Source organism: Arcobacter roscoffensis (assembly GCF_024267655.1).
Taxonomy (GTDB): domain Bacteria; phylum Campylobacterota; class Campylobacteria; order Campylobacterales; family Arcobacteraceae; genus Arcobacter_B; species Arcobacter_B roscoffensis.
Genome location: NZ_CP100595.1, coordinates 2,133,493 through 2,153,617, shown reverse-complemented (window position 1 = coordinate 2,153,617; position 20,125 = coordinate 2,133,493). Strand labels below are relative to the sequence as shown.

The window sequence follows — 20,125 nt, the reverse complement described above, 5'->3', positions numbered from 1 at the left end:
TTTGGTTTTATATCAGCCTAAAGACGGCTATTGTTACAATAGCGACACTCATTTTTTATATAACTTCATTTGTAATAATTTAGAAAAGTTCAAAAATGTAAAAGGAGAGCTTTTAGATATAGGAAGTGGTAGTGGAATACTAGGGTTACTTGTGTCTAGAGAGTATAAGAAGCTTTCGTTAAATCAAAGTGAGATACAAGAAGTGTTTCAATTTTTCTCACAAAAAAATGCAAAATCTAATAATATAGAATCAAATATGTATAAAGGTTCTTTTTTGCAGATGCAATTTGATAAAAAGTTTGATATCTGTGTTTCTAACCCACCTTTTTATCATTCAAGTGTAGTTAAAAGTGAAAATGAAAATATAAAAATTGCTAGATATAATGATTCAATGCCATTGGATTCTTTTATTTCAAAGGTATCTTTAATACTAAAAGATTCAGGACAATTCTTCTTTTGTTACGATGTGAAACAGATAAATGAAATATTAATTAGTCTAAAGAAATATAAATTAAATCTAGAAAGCTTACAGTTTGTTCATCCAAAAAAACAAAAAGATGCTACTCTTATTTTAGTTTACGCAAGAAAAAACTCAAAATCTTTAACGAAAGTCTTACCTCCTTTAGTTGTTTTTGAAGATAGTGAATTTACAAATGAAGTACAAGATATTTATAAAAAATCTTCTACTCATAGTATTAAGGTTGATAATGAGTAATATTTTTAAAAAAGAAGGTTTTGATTTTTCTTTTGATGCAAGTGGTTGTGAATCATGTGGTGGAAGATGTTGTATAGGAGAGAGTGGCTATATATGGATAAATAAATCAGAGATTGAAAATTTAGCCAAGCATTTAAATACTACAATTGAAGAAGTAGGGCAAAAATATTTGATGAAAATAGGATATAAATACAGCATAAAAGAGATACAATTACAAAAAGATAATTATGCTTGCGTATTTTTTGATTTGAACAAAAAACAGTGTAGTATATATGAAGCAAGACCTACACAATGTAGGACATTTCCATTTTGGGATTATTTCAAAGAGAATAAAGAAGAGGTTTTTAAAGAGTGCCCAGCTGTAAAAAATATTTAAGTTCTATTGTTTTAGCAACAATTTTATTTGGTTGTAGTGCTCAAACACAAAACTTAGATATAAAAACAAAAGAAAAAAAAGATTATATAACTGTTAAGCACAAAGAGTATGTTCTTGAAGATCAATACATTATATATGCACTTGAAAATGAAAGTCAAAGAAAGTTCAATATATCACGAGATATTTATTATAAACTATTTTTAAAAACAAATAAGTATGAGTATCTTGTAAAATTTCTTTCTTTAAACTTTTTACTTAATGATTTAAAGACTATAAAAAAGTATGCAAGTGAGAATTTGACTTCTGGAATCAAAGAAGAAGAGCAAATACTTAGATTTTATATATTAAGTTTATTTAAACTAAAAGAGTATGATAACTCTATTGTATATGCAAAGCAATTAGTCGATAAATTTTATAAAGATGTAAATCTAGAATTACTAGGTACAATTTACTTACAAAAAAAAGATTATAAAAAAGCCTCTGAAACTTTTTTAAAAGCTTATAAATTAACTCAAAACTCTAGAACACTTTTCTCTCTTTCAAACGTAAAGTATTACTATTTAGATGAAAAAGAAGAGGCTATAAGCTTACTAGAAAATTTTATTGATAAAAATGGTTTAGTTTATAGTGTGGCAATTCAACTTTTAACTCTTTACGAAAAAGATAAAAGCGATGATAAAATAATTGCTTTGCTTAAAGAAATGTATTTTAAATATAATGATAATCAGGATGAAGAGTTATTAAAAAGAATAAAAAGTCTATTGCTTAGATATTTAGCAAAAAAAGATATAAATGAAGCCTTAGAATTTTTTGAGAAAAATGATAAAGACCCAGAGATTTTACTTGCTTTATATAGAAATTCAAATCAGCCTTTAAAAGCTTTAGATATTTTAAATAAACTTTATAAAAAGACAAATAACTCTGATTATCTAGCTCAAATTGCAATTTTAGAGTTTGAGTTAGCAGATAATAAAAAAGATGTACTAGCTAGTGTAATTCGTAAATTTGCAAAAGCTTTAGAGACTTTGGACAATCCAATTTATCAAAACTATTTAGCTTACATTTTAATTGATTATGATAAAGATGTAGAAAAAGGTTTAGTTTTAGTTAAACAAGCCTTAGAAAAAGAACCTGATAATCTTGCTTATATTGATACTTTAGCTTGGGGTGAGTATAAACTAAATAATTGTACTACTGCTTATGAGCAAATGAAAAAAGTTGTTGATAAAGCTGGACTTGAAGATGATGAAATAAAATTTCACTGGGAAAAAATTAAGGAGTGTATCAAGTGATATTAGATGAAATTAACAGACGAACTTTAGAAGATGTTGAAAAAAGAAAAAAAGATTTACCATTGGATTTATTAGGAAGAACACTTTCTTCAAATCCTTACGCACCAAGAGATGTTAAACCATATTTAACTGCAACAAAAGAAGAACCAATTAGAATTATTGCAGAGGTTAAAAAAGCAAGTCCATCAAAAGGTGTTATCAAAGAAGATTTTGATCCAATTGCTATTGCCCAAGAGTATTCAAACAATGGAGCTAATGCTATTTCAGTATTAACTGAGCCTCATTGGTTTCAAGGAAATCTTGAGTATTTAACTGCTATTAGAAGATATGTACCAACACCACTTTTAAGAAAAGATTTTATTTTAGATAAATATCAAATTGTTGAAGCCTTAGTTTATGGTGCAGATTTTATTTTATTAATTGCAAAAAGTTTAAGTACTAAAGATTTAAAAGAATTATATGAATATGCTTTATATTTAGGTTTAGAAGTATTAGTTGAAGTTCATGATAAAGAAGATTTAACAAAAGCCATGAAATGCGGAGCTCATATAGTAGGCATAAATCATAGAAACCTTGAGACTATGGAAATGGATATGAGTTTATGTGAGAAATTAATTCCAATGATTCCAAATGGAAAAATAATTGTTGCTGAATCAGGAGTTTCTAATACAGAAATAATTGCTAGATTAAGTGATGCTGGAGCTGATGCTTTCTTAATAGGTGAGCATTTTATGCGAGTTCCTTCGATTGAAGAAGAACTACAAAAATTTAAAAAAGCTAAAGAATCTTAATCTTCTAGAAAAACATTTACTATTTAAAGACACTTAGTCTTTAAATAGTGTAGAACCAACTCTAATCATATTTGAACCACAAGCAATAGCTAACTCATAATCAGAACTCATTCCCATAGAACAATATTTTGCCCCAAGTGGTACTAGTTCATCAAAGATTTTTTTAGTAGTTTTGAATGACTCTTTTATAATCTTTTCATCTTCTACATGTGCTCCAATACTCATAACACCTTTAAGTTTTAAGTTAGGACATGTATCTAAAATCTCTTTATAAGTTGATAGAGCATCTTCTGGCATTACACCTGCTTTTGTATCTTCTTTTGCAGAGTTTATTTGAAGTAGGGCATTTATCTTTTTACCTTTTGCTTCAAGTTTTTTATTGAATTCTTGTGCTAATTCTAATGAATCAATTGATTGTACAAGTGAAGGATTTAAATCAATTAGATTATTGATTTTATTTTTTTGTAGTCTTCCTACAAAATGCCATTCAATTGGTAGTTCATCAAGCTTTTCGCTCTTTTCTCTTAAGTCTTGTACTTTATTTTCACCAAAGGCTCTTTGACCTGCCTCGTAAAGTGTAGCAACATCATCAGAACTTGAGTATTTACTAATACCAATTACCTTTACTATATGATGTTCTGATACTCTAAGTCTAGCACCTTCTACTCTTGTAATAATATCATCTAAATTTCTAGTAGCTGTTTTTTTATTCATTATAAACCCTTATTCATTTAAAAATATTCTATTTATATCATTGTATATACCAAGTAACATAAGACTTGCTAGTATCACCCAACCCATAATAGTTAAAAACATAAATACTTTATCACTTGGTTTTCTTCTAAAAATCATTTCATATAAATTAAACATTATATGTCCTCCATCAAGTGCAGGAATAGGAAGTAAATTTAGAACTCCTAAGTTTACAGATATTAGTGCTGTTATACTAAGTAGAGCAATTATACTTGATTCACTTGCATCTGAAATTACTTTACCAATAGTAATAACTCCACCAATTTCAGAACTAGGTATTATTCCTTGGATTAATTTCTGTACTCCTTGAAAAATCATAGTTGAAGCAAAAATTGTTTTTTCATATGCAAATACTAAAGATTCCCCAAAAGATAAATCAAGGTTAATAACCTTACCTGATGGTGATATACCAATCATTCTTTTTTTGATTTTCTCTTTAAACATATTTTGAGAGTCTGAAATATATGGGTTGATAGTTTTTGCAAAATATTTATCATCTCTTTTAAGATAAAACTTTAAAGGACCTTGCGTATTAACTATAACTTTTCCTATATCATTCCAAGTAGTGATTTCTGTGTTATTAATCTTTAATATCTCATCTTTAGCCAGTATGCCAGCTTGTTGAGCAGGGGAGTTTTCTAATACTTTACCAACTTGTGGTGCTAAAGCACTTGCTCCTAAAACAGCAATAAAAAAATATAACACAGCTGCTAAAATAAAGTTTGCAAAAGGACCTGCAAATAGTATAACTATTCTTTGCCAAGGTTTTTTAGTATTGTAAGAGTCATTTCCTTCCTCTTCAATTCCGGGTTTAGTATCATCTTGACCTTTCATTCTTACATAGCCACCAAGTGGTATTAAAGCAAATTGCCAAGTAGTACCTTTCCATTCTTTTGCGAAAAGCTGTTTCCCAAATCCAATTGAAAATACATGAACTTTTACACCAAAATAACGTGCTGCTAAAAAGTGTCCTAATTCATGAAAAAATACTAAAAAAGATAGTACAAGTAAAAAAGTAATAGTACCCAAGATAATCTCCAGTTAATTATTTAGTTTTTGAAATAATCTCTAGTATATTCATATCCAGAGTAAATTGTAAGCGCAACAGCTAACCATAATAGGGCAGTTGCAAAAGGCCAGTTCATAATTAAAAAACCAATAGCTATCATTTGAACTACGGTTTTAATTTTACCTGCCATAGTAGAAGCTACATCCTTACCTTCACCAATAGCAACAACTCTAAGACCTGTAATAAAGAACTCCCTAGAAAGTATTAAAAATACAGCCCATGCACTTGCTCTATCTATTGCCATAAGTCCTAAGAAACCTGCTAGCATAAGCATTTTATCTGCAAGGGGATCTAAAATTCCACCAAGTTTTGTCATTTGATTCCAAGCTCTTGCAATAAAGCCATCAAAAAAGTCAGTTACAGATGCAATTACAAAAATAAGTCCTGCGAAGTAATCAAGCCAAGAAGGGTGCCAAGTAGCAAAAATAGCATTGTCTCTATCTACTAAAAACCATAGCATTAGCGGAGCTAATGCTATTCTGAAAAGTGCCAGTGCATTTGGTAGGTTTAAACTTTTTGTCATTATTTAAATGTAGTCCCACCGTCAACAATTAGTGTATGACCTGTAATCCAAGAAGCATCATTTGTACATAAGAAGTAACATGATTGAGCTAAATCTTCTGGTTGACCAATTCTATTTAAAGGAGAGTATTCAGCAGTTTTTGCTTTAACTTCTTCATAATTTGTGAATGCTTTAAGTGCATCTGTATCAATTGGACCACCAGAAACAGCATTTACTCTAATATTAAATTCACCAAGTTCAGTTGCAGCATATCTAACCATAGCTTCAACAGCTGCTTTATTTGTACCATGTCCTGAATAATTTTCAATATAAACTAAGTTTCCAGTTGAAGATAAAGAAACAATTGCACCACCACCAGTTTTTTGCATTCTTTTTGCAGCTTGTTGAGCACCACAAACAAAAGCATTAACTGTTGCTGTATAAATATTGTTTAATCCTCTTGGTTTTAATTTCATAAATTTACCATATCCACCAACAACTGCTCTTCCATAAATCATAGCATTTGAAATAAAGAAATCAACTCTATCAAAATCTTTGTCAATTTCTAAGAAAAGTTCTTTAGCAGTTTCTGGTTCTAGGATATTATATGCATAACATTTACATTTTACACCAAATTTCTCTTCTACATCTTTACAAATATCTTCTGCAATTTGTGCATTTGAGTTATATGTGAACGCAACATCTATACCATTGCTTGCAAATTTATATACACACTCTTTACCGATACCTTTTGTACCACCTGTAATTACTAAAGTTTTACCCTTCATTTCGTTACTCATTATTTTATTACCTCATATTTTTTTAAAGTTTCTTCAAGTTTTTTCATGTTTTGTGCACTAGGTGCTGTTAAAGGAAGTCTATACTCTAAAGTATCTAATAATCCAGATAAATACATTGCTGCTTTAATTGGAATAGGATTACTTTCACAGAAAAGTACAGAGTTTAATTCAAATAAATCTTCATTAATTTGTTTTGCTACACTTAAGTCTCCTTTGGCTACTGAATGTACAAGTTTTGATTTTAAATTAGGAAGTAGGTTTGATGTTACAGAAATAATACCATGACCACCTGCTGTTAAAATTGGAAAATCAATTGCATCTTCACCTGAAACAATTACTAAATCTTTTCTTTGAGCTTGAAGTTCTACGATTTTTCCAATAGACCCACTAGCTTCTTTAATAGCATAAATGTTTTCTACATCATCATATAGTCTAACAACTGTAGCTGTTTCAATTTCTACACCCGTTCTTCCAGGTACATTATAAAGCATCACTGGAATTTCAACCGCATTTGCAATTGCTTTATAGTGTTGATATAAACCTTCTTGAGTAGGTTTATTGTAGTATGGAGTTACAGATAATAAACCATGTGCTCCTACAGACTCAGCATGTTTTGCAATATCACAAGCTTCATGAGTAGCATTTGAACCAGCACCTGCTATTACTTTTACATTTGTTCCCTTACATGTTTCAACAGCAACAGAGATACAATCTTTATGCTCTTTATGTGAAAGTGTTGCACTCTCTCCTGTTGTTCCAACTGGAACTACTGCATCCATACCTTGTTCTATTTGTCTTTTTATTAAAGACTCATACTTTTCTAAATCAACTTTTCCATTTTTAAACGGTGTAATTAGTGCAGTCATCGCACCTGTGATATTTTCCATATTATTTATCCTTTCCTACTACTAAATCTTAAAGTCTTCACTCACGGGAGTATTAACTGTATGTTTTGAAAATCTCTCTAAAAAATCCCAGAAACTTTGTTTTGCTTCATCCGAAATATCTGTCTTTCTAAGAACTTCTTCCATTGTTCCAAGCCATTCTCTTCTTGCTTTTTCAGTAATTGAAAATGGCTCATGGGCCTTAACCATATCAAAGTGACCTACTGTTTCACTATAGTGCTTAGGTCCACCAGCAGCCTCAATGAAAAACTTTACATTGTGAGCTTTTACTTTTTCTAACTCTTCTTCCTCTTGAGGAAAGAAATTCCCAATATCACTATCTACGATTAAATCATAAAATTCATTAAATAGCTTTTTTAAACCTTCTTCTCCAAGCTCTTCAATAAAGATAGGTTTAGGGTATTCAAAATTAGGTTTTTCACCAAACTCAGTTTTACTTACATGATAATCCATACTATTTTTCCTGTTTTAAAATTACAGTAGTAGAATTGTTTTTTGTTAAATATTTATTTGCAACTTTTATTAAATCTTTTTTAGTTAGTTTTTCAACTGCACCTTCATACTCTAATAAAGGTTTAATATTGTCTCTTACTAAATATGACCCATATAAGTTAGCAACTGATGATGAACTTTCTAATGAGAATATAAAATCAGCTTTTGTATTGATTTTGATTTTTTCAATATCTTTTTTAGTGATTTTGCCTTTTTTAATTTCATCAATAATATCTAAAATCTCTTTTTCTATTTCTTTTGCTTTTACACCTTCATTTGCAACTGCAACAAATAAGAAAAGTCCAGGATCTTTTAACTCTAAGTTGTAAGCATAAATAGAGTTTACAAGTCTTTTTTCATCAACAAGTCTTTTTTGTAAAATAGAACTTTTCCCTGCACTTAATAGTTCACTTAATCCAGATAGGGCAACTTGATCTTTATGCTCAAAGTTTGGTAAATGATAAGCAATTGCTAGCATTTGAACTGCTGAGTCTTTGATTATTTCTACTCTTTTTGCTCCATCTTGTTTTGGCTCTACTGTATGAATAGAACTTGGTATTTCTTTTGTATTTTTAATTTTACTAAAATGTTTTTTAGCAGCTTTAAATACTTCTTCTTTTGTTATATCACCAGCAACTACTATTATTGCATTTTTTGGTTGATAGTATGTACTATGGAAGTCTTTAATATCTTCAATTGACCAGTTTTTAATATCACTCATAAAACCAATAGGTGTCCAGTGGTATGGGTGATAGATATAGGCATTATTGAAAAGTCTAAACTGTAAATATCCCATAGGGTTATTATCAGTTCTCCATCTTCGCTCTTCTGCAACCACATCTCTTTCTGGTTGGAACTCTTCATCTTTTAAAGTAAGATTTTCCATTAACTCTGCAAATAAATCTAATGACTTATTCATGTTTTTTGAAGCAGATTTGATATAATAGTGTGTATAATCAAAAGAAGTTGAAGCGTTATTAACTCCACCAAATCCTTTTACTATTTCATCAAATTCCCCTGCATTTAAATTTTCAGTAGATTTGAAATTTAGGTGTTCTAGCATATGAGCTATTCCACTTTTCCCCATCTTTTCATCTCTACTTCCTACTTTATAGAAAATATCTGTTGATACTACATTTGAGCCATTATCCATTGGGATTACAACAACTTGTAGACCATTTTCTAAAGTTTGTGTATGATATTTTGGTAAACTACTACTCATTAATTCTCCCGAAACTATAATTAATAATGAAAAATGAATTAGTAAAAATTTAAAAATACTTCTCATTTTCCCTTCCTTTTCTTATTTTAAATCTGCGCCAATTGCTTCACTAATATGTGAATAACCGTCTTTTTCTAGAAGTTCTAGAATTTCTTCATTGATTTTTTTAACCATCGAAGGACCTTCAAAAATTAAACCTGAATATACTTGCACTAATGAAGCACCTGCTTTAATTCTTTTATAAGCATCTTCTCCTGTGATAATACCACCAACAGAGATTAAAACAGTTTTTCCAAATAGTTCTTTTGCTATTTCTTTAAATAAACTATATGATTTTTCTGTTAAACAAGCTCCACTTAATCCGCCAAAGTCTTGACAGTTTGGAACTAAACTATAATCAATAGTTGTATTTGTAGCAATAATTCCTGCAGCTCCTGCATTTACTGCACAATTACAAAGTTCAATTGCTTGCTTAGGTTCCATATCAGGAGCAATTTTTAATAAAATTGGTTTATTCGTTAAGCTTTTTGCCATAGTAAAAAGCTCTGTAATAAACTCTTCATTTTGTAAATCTCTTAAATTTGGAGTATTCGGACTTGAGATATTTATCACTAAATAATCACTTGTCCCTTCAAACTTTTTGATAAGAGTTTTATAATCACTTAAAGCAAACTCTTCTGGTGTTATTTTATTTTTACCAATATTTGCTCCAACTGGAATTTCAAAAGGGTATACTTTTTTTAAGTTTTTTAGAACCGTATGAGCACCTTCATTATTGAAACCCATTGCATTTTGAACTGATTTATGTTCAGGGTATCTAAACATTCTAGGTTTTGCATTTCCATCTTGTGGTCTTGGTGTCATTGTTCCAATTTCTGTAAAACCAAATCCCATTGCTGGCATTGATTTAACCATTGTTGCATTTTTATCAAAACCAGCAGCAAGTCCAACTGGGTTTACAAATTTAACATCAAAAATCTCTTGTGTAAGTTTTTCATCACATATAAAATTCTCTTTTTCCATAGGTTTTTTAATAAGTTTACAAGTACCTACTGCTCTTAAACCTAATTCTGCAATATTATGAGCTGTTTCTGGCTCAAACTTGAATAGAACTTTTTTTATTGTGTCATAACTTAACAAAAGTGAATCCTTTTTTAAAATTTAGATATTTTATCTAAAAATCGTTAAATATAAGTTTTAATGTTGTTTTAAAAGCATTTTTAGCAAATATTTTTTTAAATATTTGCTAAGTTATATAGTCTTTGATACTCTTTACAAGTATCTAGTAGGTTTTTTTCATTATCAATTGCTACAATATTACCATCTTTGAATACAGCAATTTTATCGGCATTTTTAATAGTGCTTAATCTGTGGGCAATTACGAAAGTAATTCTATCTTTTGAAACATCATCTATTACTTCTGATATGATAGATTCACTTTCATTATCAAGAGCAGAAGTTGCTTCATCTAAGATTAGGATTTGTGGGTTCTTATATAAGGCTCTTGCTATTGCAATTCTTTGTCTTTGACCTCCACTTAAGTTTGTACCTGATTCATCAAGTTTTGTGTAAATACCATTTTCTAAGTCACTTACAAAATCATAAGCATGGGCTTGCTTTAAAGCTTCAATAACTCTTTTCTCATCAATTTCATAACCATATGCCACATTTGCAGCAACTGAGTCATTAAAGATATAAACTCTTTGAGTTACTACTGAGATATTATTTCTAAGAGAGTCTATGTTTATATCTTGAATATTTTCATTATTGTATTTTATTGAACCTTTACTGATATCATAAAATCTAATTAGAAGATTAATTACAGATGATTTTCCACCACCACTATCTCCTACAAGAGCAAACTTTTCACCCTTTGTAACATGAAAACTTATGTCTTTTAAGGCTGTAAAATCATCATATTTTAACTCTACATTTTTAAACTCAATATTTTCTATTTGAGTAGGAAATGTTTTACTTCCACTTTTTATTTCTGGTTTTTGTGCAAAAATACTTTTAATTCTAATATCAGCAGCTATTGCATCTTGCATTTGGTTGTATAGTGATGAAAGTCTTTTAATTGGTGTGTATAAAGAAAATAGGGCAGTTGTAAATGAAAGGAATGAACCAGTTGTAAGCTCTCCATTTATTACTTGTGTACCACCAACTATAATAACTACTGCAAAACCAATTGAACCTATGATTTCCATAATAGGAGATACTAAAGAATTTGTTTTCACTGTATTTATTGTAATTTTAAAAAACTTATAGTTATGTTCTTTAAAACTATCTAATTCTATTTTGTTTGTAGAATTTGCTTTGATTAGCTCTACATTATTGAAAGTTTCACTTAAATGTGAAGTAACATCAGAAATAGATTCTTGTGATTTAAAAGATAGTTTTTTCATCTTTTTTGCAAGTTTTGATAAAGGATAAATAGCTATTGGAAGAACAACCAAACCATAAAAAGCAAGCTCAGGGCTTTGATAAATAGCAACTCCTACTAATCCAATGATTGTTAGAATCTCTCTTATCATATCAGCAACAAAGTTTGACACGGCTTGTTGAATTCTATTGATATCATTTGTAATTCTTGATATTAGTTCACCGCCATGTTTTTTTTGAAAAAAAGACATATCTAGTTCTAAAATATGTTTTAAAAGCTTATCTCTAATAATTCTTACAATATCTTGACCAATAAATGAAATATAGTACTTTTGAACATATCCACCAATACCTTTAATAGCATAGATACCAACAACAATAAAAGGCATAATAAATAAAAGATCTTTATCTTTATTAATAAAAATATCATCAAGTAAAGGTTCTATTATATAAACAGTTCCCGCAGTACCACCTGCTACCATAATCATACCAATTACAGCGAAGAAAAATTTTAGTTTGTAGTTTTTTAAATAAGGTAAATAGTGTTTGTAAAATTCTCTCATTATAATCCTAGTTTTTTATAAATAAGCTTATATTATATCTAAAAGAAATTTAATCCCTAAATAGGCTTTTTAAACATAATATAAAACTTTTTAAAGCCAAACTCTTTTAGTGTCAGATAAAACAGAATAAATCCACTCAAAGTAGAAGCAAATGCAAGTCCTGCTGCTCCGTAGGGCTGTATTAAAAGAAGAGAAAACACTATATTAAAACCTAAACTTTTCATGGCTATTTTGGCAGCTAAAAACTGTTGTTCTTTTGCATATAACCATAAAGAGAAAATTTTAGCTATTCCATAAGGAATAAGTCCTATTAAATACATAGATAATATAAGTGCAGTATTTGCTGTGTCTTGGGCATCAAAAGCACCTCTTTCAAATAACAGCCAAATTATAAATTCATCAAAACCAATACCAATAAGTGTAGCTATACTTAAAAGAGTAAATAAAATTATTGAAGATTTTTTCATAAGTCTTAGGGCTTTATCTTCATCCTTATTTTTTATTGCTCTTGCTATCATTGGAAATAGTGCTATTGATGTAGCTATTGCAAATAGCGCAAGTGGTAGTTGAAAAACTCTATTTCCATAATAAAGATAAGAAATAGAACCAGATACTAAAAAAGAAGCAAGCCAAGTATCTAAAAAAGCAGAAATATGCGCAGTTGAAGAACCAAGTGTTGCAGAAAAGAAGTTTTTATAAAATTTATTCTCTTCTTTTTTCTTATGTTTTTTAAAGTGAAATATTTTACATAAGTTTAGATTTTTTATAGCTATTAAATGAACTATTATTTGAAGAAGTCCACCTACTAAAACCCCATAAGATAGATAAAAAGTTATATCATATTTTTCCATATCTTGTGAGATTAAAAGAGCAGCTATCATTCCTAGGTTTAGTAGGGCTGTAGCATAAGCAGTTGTAGCAAAATGGTTTTTATATTGAAGGAGAGCAGCCATAAATGTTACAACAAAAATCATAGGTAAATAATAGAAGTTTATAGCAAATAAAGGCGCTGCTAAATCAATAGTTTTATCATCAAAACCAATAGCGATTGCTTTTGCTACCAGATGAGAAAAGGCAGTTACTAAAAGGGAAAGAATAATCAAAAAACCAAAAAGCTGTAAGAATATAATAGAAGAAAATCTAATTTTATGTTTTGTTTTTGCATATGCTGGAATAAAAGCTTGTGTAAAAGCACCTTCTGCAAAAACTCTTCTAAATAGATTAGGTAGTTTAAAAGCAACAAAGAAAATATCTGAATAAATATTGGCTCCTAATATTGAAGCTGTTAAAAGGTCTCTTATGAAACCTAAAATTCTTGAAGTTAGAATACCTGTACTATTTGTAAAAATTGATTTTATTAACATTAAAACTCTACTTTATAATCTGATTTTTTATGAATATTAATTTGAATATTACCCTTAAAAGTCGATAAATGACCTGAAAGGATTCTAATCTTACTATTATTAGGAGGGAGTATACTTTTATCTTTGCAATAAAGTCTTATTTCCTTGTTTTGAAAGTATAACCTATTATTTTTTACAATACCATTTAGATTTGTAATTATTTCATTTTGATATGTCGGATTGAAAATATCTATATTTTTTGCATTTAAATATAGTTTTTTATAAGAATTGTTTCTTTTATTTTCTTTTAAAAGTTCAAACTCTTTTACTTCTTTTAAACCATAGAAGTTTTCTATTTTAGTGACTTTAAAATCATAAGAATTTCCAAGTTTTAAATTTTTAGCATTTTTATAAAAGTAAATAGCTTTATTGTTTTTTTGTTTTAAAATAGCATTATTCTTATTTTTGTAGATTACTATTGCATTTTTTATGATTGAAGGGTTTTTTAATGTCTCTTTTTCATAAAGGTATGAGATTAAGACTTCTTTATTATCTTTACTGTCATTTTGATTATTGTGTTTGAAAAGGCTATTTTTATACTCTTTTTTAGTGCTAAAACTTGCAATAATTGGCAAGTGATCAGAATATCCATATCCTTGATGGATACCTTTTTTTATTTGCCATCTTAAAACTCTTTTATTTTTATATAAATAAGAAGGTTTAAAAACTTTAAATGAATAGGGGATATATGAAATATTTTTTGTATCAAATAGAGCTTTTGGAACTATTATATTATCAGGGGTTTGGTTTTTGTTTCTAAATTTATTTGAAAACCTTTCATAAGATTTTAAATCAAGCCATAAATTATAGTGAGCAATTTTTTCTTTTTGCATCAAATCATCATAGGTATTAAAATCTTTTTTTATTTTTGTATTTAAAACTTGATTTATTCCTGTAATACCGTAAGTATTATTTAGTTTTTTATCAAACTTAAATGTTTGCTCTTCATTATAATTTGAGTTAAAATCACCTAATAAAATATAATCATAATCCTTTGGAAGTTTTTTTACTCTATCATAAAGTTTTTTTGCAAATTTTATTCTGTAAGACTCTTTTACTCTTTTTGAAGGCCAGTGATTATTGAAAATCTTAAATTCATGATTATCTATTTTGAAAGTTGATTCAAGTATAGGTCTAAATGTTTTGTTTGAAAACTTTACTTTTATATCTTTTGAATTTATAATTTTTACTTTAGAAATAAATCCAAGTCCAACAGCTGAATTTTTATATTTTGAAAAAGAATAGTATTTATATGAGGGGATTTTTTTTAGTAGTGTTTGAAGTATTTGTTTATTTTCTATTTCTTGAAGTGCAATAATATCACAATCTATGTCTTTGATTACTTTTATTGTATTATTAAGTTTTGTATGGAAAGTTTTTTTATTCCAATTACTGCTTGTAAAAGGTTTATACTCTTTGTACTCAGTTTTTTGATTTTCTAGATCAAATAGGTTTTCTACATTATAAGAAGCTACACAAAAATCTTTAGCATTTAAAAAAACGCCAAAAGCTAAAAAGAAAAGAAAGAAACTCTTAAACAAATATAATCTCCAATATTTTTTATAATATTATCAAATATATTATGTTTAAGAGGTAAAACTAAAAGAAGCAAGGTAAAAATGCTTCTTTTTATATCTATTTTTGAGAGTTAAGTCTTGACTGATACTCTTGTGGATGTTTACAAACAGGACATGTTTTTAGAGCTTTTTTACCTCTATGAACATGACCACACACTTCACAAATCCATTCTTCCTCATCATCGTCACTAACAAACTCTTTACCACTTTCAAGTCTGTCTTTTAATCTTTTGTACATATTTTCATGTTCAATTTCAATTTTTCCAATCATATCAAGCATTCTAGAAATGTCTTTATGACCTTCTTCTTTTGCAACTTTAGCAAAATCTGGATACATAGTAACATTTTCATAACTTTCACCATCAATAGCTATTTGAAGATTTTCACTTGTATCTCCAAACTCTTTATCATAGTTTAGAACATTATATGCTTTAAGTTCTAAATGTGCATGTTTTTTCTCGTTGTTTGCTGCTCTTTGGAAATGTTCAGCTATATCTCTGAAACCTTCTTTTTGTGCAATTTTTGCAAAATACTCGTATTTGTTTCTTGCCATAGATTCACCTGCAAAAGCTTTCATCAAGACAACCGAAGTTAAATCTTCTGTAATACAGTCCATTTTTTTACCACAGCAGTGAAGTTCACCTCCACCAACTTTTGATAATTCAACCTCGTTACCACATACACTACATTTATAACTTTCATATTGTCTCATTTGTATCTCCTTGAAATTTGAAATTGATATATTCTAACATTTAAAATTTAATTGATTATTAACTATGAAAAATATTAACCTACAGTAACATCTTTATTTCTTTTTTTGAAGTACTCTTTTTCAACTCTACATAAAGGACAAGCACCTGGAGGTTTTTTCCCTCTATGAACATGACCACAAACTTCACATACCCATTCTTCTTCAGTATCTGATTCTAAGAAACCTTCATCGATTAAAGCTTGTTTTAATTCTAAGTATTCATTTTCATGTTCAACTTCAACTTTTCCAATAGCTTTAAACATTCTAGCAATCTCTTTTAATCCTTCTTCTTTAGCTATAGTTTCAAAGTTTGGATACATTTCTTCATGCTCATACTTTTCACCATCAGCTGCATATTGAATGTTCTTTTTAGTTGAATCTAACTCTACATTATTTACTAATTTATTATAAGCTTTAAATTCAGCCATAGCATGGTATTTTTCATTATCAGCAGCTTCTTGGAAGAATCTTGCAATTTTATGTAAACCTTCTTCAAAAGCAACTTCGGCAAAAAATTCATATTTATTTCTAGCTTGTGATTCACCTGCAAAGGCTTTCATTAAGTTTACAGCAGTTAAGTTTTCTGTAATCATTTCCATTTCATTTCCACAACAAGATAATTTTGCATTTGTTCCTGTTTCTTGTACTTCTACTTCACATCCACATGTGTTACATTTGTAAGTTTCATATTGTCTCATAATTTAATTCCTTAATAATATTAATTTTCTATGGAAAATCTTTTTCCGTTGAAGAAAGTATAATATATTAAAGCTTAAAGGAAAATTATTCTCGTTTAATAAAATTTATGGTATAATTTGAATTATGAAAATAAGTGTATAATTTTTACAAGATTATATATGTAAATTATGTGAAATTAAATGATATATATTGTATTATTTCACGAAAGGAAGAGAAACTATGACAAATTATACAAGTTTACTAAAAGATTATGATTTAAAAGTTACTCCTCAAAGAGTGGCAATAGTAGAAGAACTTTATATAAATGGACATATGAATATAGATGATTTATATAAAAAATTATTAGCAAAGTTCCCATCTATATCTTTAGCAACGATATATAAAAATATCAATGCAATGGTTGAAAAAGTATTTCTTTCAGAAGTAAAGATACCAAATACTAAATCTGTTTATGAACTAGTAAAAGAAGAACATGCACACATGGTTTGTTCATCTTGTGGTTATATTGAAGATGTAATCGTAAATAGTTCAAATGTTTTAGAAGAAGCTGCTGTGAAGAGTAATTTTAAAATTGAAAGTGCTGATATAGTACTTAGCGGACTTTGTCCAAAATGTTCAAAATAGTTTAGCTTAAGCTAAACTATTTTGGATTACTAACCCTAATACAACTAATAAAACAATTCCTGCACTTTTATTATAAAGTTTGTTTGCTGTAATAAATACTAACATTAGTGATAATATAACAGCTGCTGCTATATCAAAGAAGTAAAGATTTAAATCTACATTTAAAGGATTTAAAATTGAAGCTAACCCTAATACCATAGTAAAGTTAGCAACATTTGATCCAATGATATTACCTATTGCTAAATCTGCATTGTTTTTCATAGCTGATTTAATTGAGATTGTAAGTTCTGGTAGAGATGTACCAAATGCAACTAAAAATAGTCCAATAAGCCATTCAGAAATCCCAAACTCTCTTGCAATATTTCCAGCACTATCAATAGCAAAATCAGCACCTCCAACTACAAATACAAAACCAACAAGTAATAATGCAGATGTTTTTCCCCATGCAAATTTTTCTTTTGCTAAGTCTTCATCTATTTCTTCAACTTGGTTTGAGCTAATTAAGAAAATTAAGTAAGCAGCCATTAATAGAAGAAATAAAACACCATCAACTATATTTATCTTACCATCAACTCCCATAAGTATAAATACTAAAATAGGAAATAATGCCCAAGCTGAATCTTTTGCAAAAAGATCTCTATCTGGTGATATTTTCTTAGCAACAAGAAAAACAGCACCTAAAACTAGTGCAATATTAAATATCGTACTTCCAACAACATTTGCTACAGCAATATCTGCACTTCCTTTCATTGAAGCTGACATAGAAACAGCCATTTCAGGGAGAGATGTTCCAAGTGCAATTAAAGTAGCACCAATTACGAAATGTGAGATATTGTAATGAAGTGCAATTTTTTCACTTTGCTCAATTATAAAATCAGCACCATATATAAGTGCGGCCATCGCTACTGTAAAAATTATAATATCCATTTACGAATTCCTTACTATTAAACTTTTTGGCAGATTAAATTTATTAATCAGCTCTTCTTCTTTATCTCTATGCTCACCATTGTCAACTTCGTGGTCAAATCCAACTAAATGAAGTAATCCATGAATAAAAAGAAGAAAAAACTCTTCCTCTTCTTTATGTCCATATTCGTCTGCTTTGTTTTTTACAAACTCTTCTGAGATTACGATTGAGCCAACTGGCATATTAGGCATATTAAACTCTAAAGGGAAACTTAATACATCAGTTGCTTTATTTATATTTCGATGTTCATTATTTAGTTCTTGAATTTCATCATTGTTTGTAATAATTAGTTCAATATCTTTTGAAGTTACATATGAAGCTATCTCTTCAAGTTTTGATAAATCAAACTCTAAAGAGGAGTTGTTTTCTATATCAATCATTCTTTTCCCTTTTAATTTGCGCGATTGTATCTAAGTTTTGCAAATTAAAAGATAAAAGAAAAAAATTAGTTTAAAATAGTTCTATCATCTTAGGTACTTCATCAACAGCGAAGCACTTTAGTTTAAGATTTAGATTTGGTTTTTGTGAGATTACAGCTTTTTTTATACCTTGGGCTTGGGCTTCTTTTAGCCTCATATCCATTGAGTATACATCTTTGATTTCACCTGTAAGTGAAACCTCTCCAATGAATACTGACTCTTTTGAAATAGGTCTATCTCTAAATGAGGAGATAATAGCTGCAACTACTGCTAAATCTGCTGAACTTTCTTTGATTTTAATACCACCACTTATATTTACAAATACATCATAGTGATTTAGAGGTAAATCAATCTTTTTCTCAAGTAGGGCTAAAAGCATATTTAATCTATTTACATCAAAACCGGTAGCACTTCTTTTTGGGTTTGGATGTGTTGATTCTGTTACTAAAGCTTGAACTTCAAGTATTAAAGCCCTTGAACCTTCCATTGATACAGTTAAAGCAGAACCACTTTGTGCTTTTGTTTTATCAAAAAACTTAGATGCTATATCTTTTGCACTAACCAAACCTTCTTGCGTCATCTCAAATATACCAATTTCAGAAGTAGAACCAAATCTATTTTTGAAACCTCTTAACATTCTAAGTTCTTTGGAAGCCTCACCTTCAAAGTATAAAACTGTATCAACCATATGTTCAAGTACTCTAGGTCCAGCGATACTTCCATCTTTTGTAATATGCCCAATAATAAACATTGCAATATCAGACTCTTTTGCTTTTCTCATTAGCTCAAAAGTGATTTCACGAACTTGACTTACACTTCCTGGTGCTGATGTTAGGTTTGATGAATAGATAGTTTGAATAGAGTCAATAATACATACTTCATAATCTTGTCTGAGTAGTTCATCTTGAATTTCTTCAAGTTTTATTTCACTTAATAAAAACATCTTATCACTATTTGCTTCAAGTCTATTAGCTCGCAGTTTTATCTGTCCAGCACTCTCTTCACCTGATACATATAAAACTTTTTTCCCTGAAAAGGCAATACTTCCTGCAACTTTAAGAAGTAGTGTAGACTTACCAACACCAGGACTTCCTCCAATTAGGGTTAAACTTCCAGGAACAATTCCTCCACCTAAAACTAAATCAAATTCATCATTATGTGAACTAAATCTTGTAACATCATCTTGAACAATTTCAGTAATAGCCTTTGCTTTTGAAGTTGATGTAGTTACTTTTGATACTTGTTTTAATACTTCTTGCTGCTCTTGATTTAATTCTACAAAACTATCCCAACCGCCACAGTTTGGACATTTACCTAGCCATTTTGTTGATTGTTCTCCACAGTGTTGACACTCAAATAGTGTTTTTTTCTTTTTAGCCATATTTGTTCCTATTTAAAACTTCTTGCAATTATAGTGAAATTTTTATTATGGAGTTTAAAATATTGCAATATGTTATAATTTTAAGATTATGAAACTAAGGATACATATGTTTGTAGAACTAAAAAAAGTTTATAGTGAAATGGAAGCACAAATTTTAGTTACTCACTTAAGTGATGAAAATATTGAAGCTATTATCGACAAAGATGATGCAGGAGGTATGCATCCTCACTTGCAAGCTACAATTGGTGTATTTATTTTAGTGAAAGAAGAAGATCTAGAAAAAGCAAAAGCTATTATAGAAGTAGAAACTGAAAATTTATCATCTTGGTCATGTAAAAATTGTGGGGAGGTTCATGAAGGACAATTTAGTGTTTGTTGGAATTGTGGAGAATCAAAAGTTTAATAAATAAAAAACTATGATAAAATCCCTCAATTTTAAATA

22 protein-coding genes are annotated in these 20,125 nt (G+C 28.9%); 6 read left to right on the top strand and 16 right to left on the bottom strand.

The annotated features are described in order from the left end of the window. Position 1 precedes the first annotated feature (1 nt). From NJU99_RS10175 to trpC, 4 genes are read left to right on the top strand one after another with little or no spacing between them, the layout of a single operon-like run. Entirely contained in the window at positions 2–715 is a 714-nt protein-coding gene (locus NJU99_RS10175; RefSeq protein WP_254575812.1) for a tRNA1(Val) (adenine(37)-N6)-methyltransferase, read from the top strand. Further along, positions 708–1,091, top strand: coding sequence for a YkgJ family cysteine cluster protein (locus NJU99_RS10170; protein WP_254575811.1), 384 nt, complete (start codon positions 708–710; stop codon positions 1,089–1,091). Before NJU99_RS10175 ends, NJU99_RS10170 begins: the two co-directional genes overlap by 8 nt. Further along, the gene (locus NJU99_RS10165) at positions 1,067–2,383 is read left to right on the top strand and encodes a tetratricopeptide repeat protein (RefSeq protein WP_254575810.1); all 1,317 of its coding nucleotides are present in this window, start codon (positions 1,067–1,069) and stop codon (positions 2,381–2,383) included. The genes NJU99_RS10170 and NJU99_RS10165 overlap by 25 nt, the downstream gene beginning before the upstream one ends. Further along, positions 2,380–3,174 carry an indole-3-glycerol phosphate synthase TrpC gene (gene trpC / locus NJU99_RS10160; RefSeq protein ID WP_254575809.1) on the top strand — a complete coding sequence of 265 codons (795 nt, stop codon included), beginning with the start codon at positions 2,380–2,382 and terminating at the stop codon, positions 3,172–3,174. Before NJU99_RS10165 ends, trpC begins: the two co-directional genes overlap by 4 nt. 33 nt (positions 3,175–3,207) lie before the next feature. Here the strand turns inward: trpC and NJU99_RS10155 are convergent, their stop codons facing one another. From NJU99_RS10155 to NJU99_RS10095, 13 genes are all read right to left on the bottom strand, one after another. Next, positions 3,208–3,888, bottom strand: coding sequence for a YggS family pyridoxal phosphate-dependent enzyme (locus NJU99_RS10155; protein WP_254575808.1), 681 nt, complete (start codon positions 3,886–3,888; stop codon positions 3,208–3,210). A gap of 9 nt (positions 3,889–3,897) precedes the next feature. Beyond that, on the bottom strand, positions 3,898–4,956 hold the full coding sequence (rseP, locus tag NJU99_RS10150) for an RIP metalloprotease RseP (RefSeq protein ID WP_254575807.1): 1,059 nt from the start codon (positions 4,954–4,956) through the stop codon (positions 3,898–3,900). 20 nt (positions 4,957–4,976) lie between these two features. Next, entirely contained in the window at positions 4,977–5,519 is a 543-nt protein-coding gene (gene pgsA, locus NJU99_RS10145) for a CDP-diacylglycerol--glycerol-3-phosphate 3-phosphatidyltransferase (protein ID WP_254575806.1), read from the bottom strand. After that, on the bottom strand, positions 5,519–6,298 hold the full coding sequence (locus NJU99_RS10140; protein ID WP_254575805.1) for an enoyl-ACP reductase: 780 nt from the start codon (positions 6,296–6,298) through the stop codon (positions 5,519–5,521). The genes pgsA and NJU99_RS10140 overlap by 1 nt, the downstream gene beginning before the upstream one ends. After that, positions 6,298–7,185, bottom strand: a complete 888-nt coding sequence (gene dapA, locus NJU99_RS10135; RefSeq protein WP_254575804.1) for a 4-hydroxy-tetrahydrodipicolinate synthase — start codon at positions 7,183–7,185, stop codon at positions 6,298–6,300. Before dapA ends, NJU99_RS10140 begins: the two co-directional genes overlap by 1 nt. 21 nt (positions 7,186–7,206) lie before the next feature. Next, positions 7,207–7,656, bottom strand: a complete 450-nt coding sequence (locus NJU99_RS10130) for a globin domain-containing protein (RefSeq protein ID WP_254575803.1) — start codon at positions 7,654–7,656, stop codon at positions 7,207–7,209. 1 nt (position 7,657) lies between these two features. After that, complete coding sequence (locus NJU99_RS10125) at positions 7,658–8,917, bottom strand: M16 family metallopeptidase (protein WP_254575802.1); 1,260 nt, start codon at positions 8,915–8,917, stop codon at positions 7,658–7,660. An 81-nt stretch (positions 8,918–8,998) separates the two neighbouring features. Next, positions 8,999–10,057, bottom strand: a complete 1,059-nt coding sequence (locus NJU99_RS10120) for a quinone-dependent dihydroorotate dehydrogenase (protein ID WP_254575801.1) — start codon at positions 10,055–10,057, stop codon at positions 8,999–9,001. Positions 10,058–10,152: 95 nt separating this feature from the next. Then, on the bottom strand, positions 10,153–11,862 hold the full coding sequence (locus NJU99_RS10115) for an ABC transporter ATP-binding protein (RefSeq protein ID WP_254575800.1): 1,710 nt from the start codon (positions 11,860–11,862) through the stop codon (positions 10,153–10,155). 56 nt (positions 11,863–11,918) lie between these two features. After that, positions 11,919–13,226: a murein biosynthesis integral membrane protein MurJ gene (gene murJ / locus NJU99_RS10110; protein ID WP_254575799.1), complete on the bottom strand. Its 1,308-nt coding sequence runs from the start codon at positions 13,224–13,226 to the stop codon at positions 11,919–11,921. Next, positions 13,226–14,806, bottom strand: coding sequence for an endonuclease/exonuclease/phosphatase family protein (locus NJU99_RS10105; protein ID WP_254575798.1), 1,581 nt, complete (start codon positions 14,804–14,806; stop codon positions 13,226–13,228). The genes murJ and NJU99_RS10105 overlap by 1 nt, the downstream gene beginning before the upstream one ends. A 94-nt stretch (positions 14,807–14,900) precedes the next feature. Next, on the bottom strand, positions 14,901–15,554 hold the full coding sequence (locus NJU99_RS10100; RefSeq protein ID WP_254575797.1) for a ferritin family protein: 654 nt from the start codon (positions 15,552–15,554) through the stop codon (positions 14,901–14,903). 74 nt (positions 15,555–15,628) lie between these two features. After that, complete coding sequence (locus tag NJU99_RS10095; RefSeq protein WP_254575796.1) at positions 15,629–16,291, bottom strand: ferritin family protein; 663 nt, start codon at positions 16,289–16,291, stop codon at positions 15,629–15,631. A 220-nt stretch (positions 16,292–16,511) separates the two neighbouring features. Here NJU99_RS10095 and NJU99_RS10090 point away from each other — a divergent pair, with 220 nt between their 5' ends. Continuing rightward, entirely contained in the window at positions 16,512–16,916 is a 405-nt protein-coding gene (locus tag NJU99_RS10090; RefSeq protein ID WP_254575795.1) for a Fur family transcriptional regulator, read from the top strand. Between the two features lie 6 nt (positions 16,917–16,922). Here NJU99_RS10090 and NJU99_RS10085 read toward each other — a convergent pair whose 3' ends face one another. The 3 genes from NJU99_RS10085 to radA form a co-directional block, all read right to left on the bottom strand. Beyond that, positions 16,923–17,843: a calcium/sodium antiporter gene (locus NJU99_RS10085; RefSeq protein ID WP_254575794.1), complete on the bottom strand. Its 921-nt coding sequence runs from the start codon at positions 17,841–17,843 to the stop codon at positions 16,923–16,925. Beyond that, positions 17,844–18,263, bottom strand: a complete 420-nt coding sequence (ybeY, locus tag NJU99_RS10080) for an rRNA maturation RNase YbeY (protein WP_254575793.1) — start codon at positions 18,261–18,263, stop codon at positions 17,844–17,846. A 70-nt stretch (positions 18,264–18,333) separates the two neighbouring features. Continuing rightward, the gene (gene radA / locus NJU99_RS10075) at positions 18,334–19,683 is read right to left on the bottom strand and encodes a DNA repair protein RadA (protein WP_254575792.1); all 1,350 of its coding nucleotides are present in this window, start codon (positions 19,681–19,683) and stop codon (positions 18,334–18,336) included. Between the two features lie 106 nt (positions 19,684–19,789). On the opposite strand from radA, the gene NJU99_RS10070 reads away from it, so the two are divergent. Continuing rightward, a complete protein-coding gene (locus tag NJU99_RS10070) occupies positions 19,790–20,086 on the top strand; it encodes a putative signal transducing protein (protein ID WP_254575791.1) in 297 nt (98 codons plus the stop codon). Positions 20,087–20,125 lie beyond the last annotated feature (39 nt).

Bases quoted from the DNA above. Each gene is read 5' to 3' on its own strand.
- NJU99_RS10170 (WP_254575811.1), top strand. From the start codon at position 708: ATGAGTAATATTTTTAAAAAAGAAGGTTTTGATTTTTCTTTTGATGCA.
- NJU99_RS10155 (WP_254575808.1), bottom strand. From the start codon at position 3,888: ATGAATAAAAAAACAGCTACTAGAAATTTAGATGATATTATTACAAGA.
- pgsA (WP_254575806.1), bottom strand. From the start codon at position 5,519: ATGACAAAAAGTTTAAACCTACCAAATGCACTGGCACTTTTCAGAATA.
- NJU99_RS10140 (WP_254575805.1), bottom strand. From the start codon at position 6,298: ATGAGTAACGAAATGAAGGGTAAAACTTTAGTAATTACAGGTGGTACA.
- dapA (WP_254575804.1), bottom strand. From the start codon at position 7,185: ATGGAAAATATCACAGGTGCGATGACTGCACTAATTACACCGTTTAAA.
- NJU99_RS10130 (WP_254575803.1), bottom strand. From the start codon at position 7,656: ATGGATTATCATGTAAGTAAAACTGAGTTTGGTGAAAAACCTAATTTT.
- NJU99_RS10125 (WP_254575802.1), bottom strand. From the start codon at position 8,917: ATGAGTAGTAGTTTACCAAAATATCATACACAAACTTTAGAAAATGGT.
- NJU99_RS10115 (WP_254575800.1), bottom strand. From the start codon at position 11,862: ATGAGAGAATTTTACAAACACTATTTACCTTATTTAAAAAACTACAAA.
- murJ (WP_254575799.1), bottom strand. From the start codon at position 13,226: ATGTTAATAAAATCAATTTTTACAAATAGTACAGGTATTCTAACTTCA.
- NJU99_RS10100 (WP_254575797.1), bottom strand. From the start codon at position 15,554: ATGAGACAATATGAAAGTTATAAATGTAGTGTATGTGGTAACGAGGTT.
- NJU99_RS10095 (WP_254575796.1), bottom strand. From the start codon at position 16,291: ATGAGACAATATGAAACTTACAAATGTAACACATGTGGATGTGAAGTA.
- NJU99_RS10090 (WP_254575795.1), top strand. From the start codon at position 16,512: ATGACAAATTATACAAGTTTACTAAAAGATTATGATTTAAAAGTTACT.
- NJU99_RS10085 (WP_254575794.1), bottom strand. From the start codon at position 17,843: ATGGATATTATAATTTTTACAGTAGCGATGGCCGCACTTATATATGGT.
- ybeY (WP_254575793.1), bottom strand. From the start codon at position 18,263: ATGATTGATATAGAAAACAACTCCTCTTTAGAGTTTGATTTATCAAAA.
- radA (WP_254575792.1), bottom strand. From the start codon at position 19,683: ATGGCTAAAAAGAAAAAAACACTATTTGAGTGTCAACACTGTGGAGAA.
- NJU99_RS10070 (WP_254575791.1), top strand. From the start codon at position 19,790: ATGTTTGTAGAACTAAAAAAAGTTTATAGTGAAATGGAAGCACAAATT.